Origin of the sequence: Haloferax sp. Atlit-10N (genome assembly GCF_003586325.1) — an archaeon.
Taxonomy (GTDB): domain Archaea; phylum Halobacteriota; class Halobacteria; order Halobacteriales; family Haloferacaceae; genus Haloferax; species Haloferax prahovense.
In genome coordinates this window covers 1-432 of sequence record NZ_PSYX01000195.1, presented here as the reverse complement: position 1 = coordinate 432, position 432 = coordinate 1, and the positions used below count along the sequence as shown (strand labels likewise).

Genomic DNA, 432 nt, shown 5'->3' with positions numbered 1-432 from the left:
GGTACACGGTCATCGCTCCCGAGAATTTCGACCGTAAGGAACTCGGCGCAACCTTCGCCGACGAACCCGAGAAGGTCTACGGCCGCACCGTCGAATCCACCCTTGGCGAACTCAACAACGACCAGGGTGCGAACAACGTCAAGCTCACGTTCAAGGTGAACGACGTCGGCGGCGACTCCGCCTACACTGAGTTTGTCCAGCAGGAGCTGACCCGAGACTACCTCCGCAGCCTCGTCCGCCGCGGTGCCTCGAAGGTCGAAGCCAACGTCACCGCCGTGACGAAGGACGACCACCGTGTTCAGCTCCAGCCTGTCGCCTTCACCACGAAGAAGGCAGACCGCAGCCAAGAACACGAAATCCGCCGCATTATGATCGACCTCACCCAAGAGGCTATCACCGGCCACACCTACGACTCGCTCACCGAGAGCGTCG

Annotated in this window: 1 protein-coding gene; it reads left to right on the top strand. The window is 61.3% G+C overall.

The window, feature by feature from the left end:
• Positions 1-432: 30S ribosomal protein S3ae (locus C5B91_RS21850; RefSeq protein WP_119713060.1), on the top strand; the 432-nt coding region annotated here is incomplete at both ends.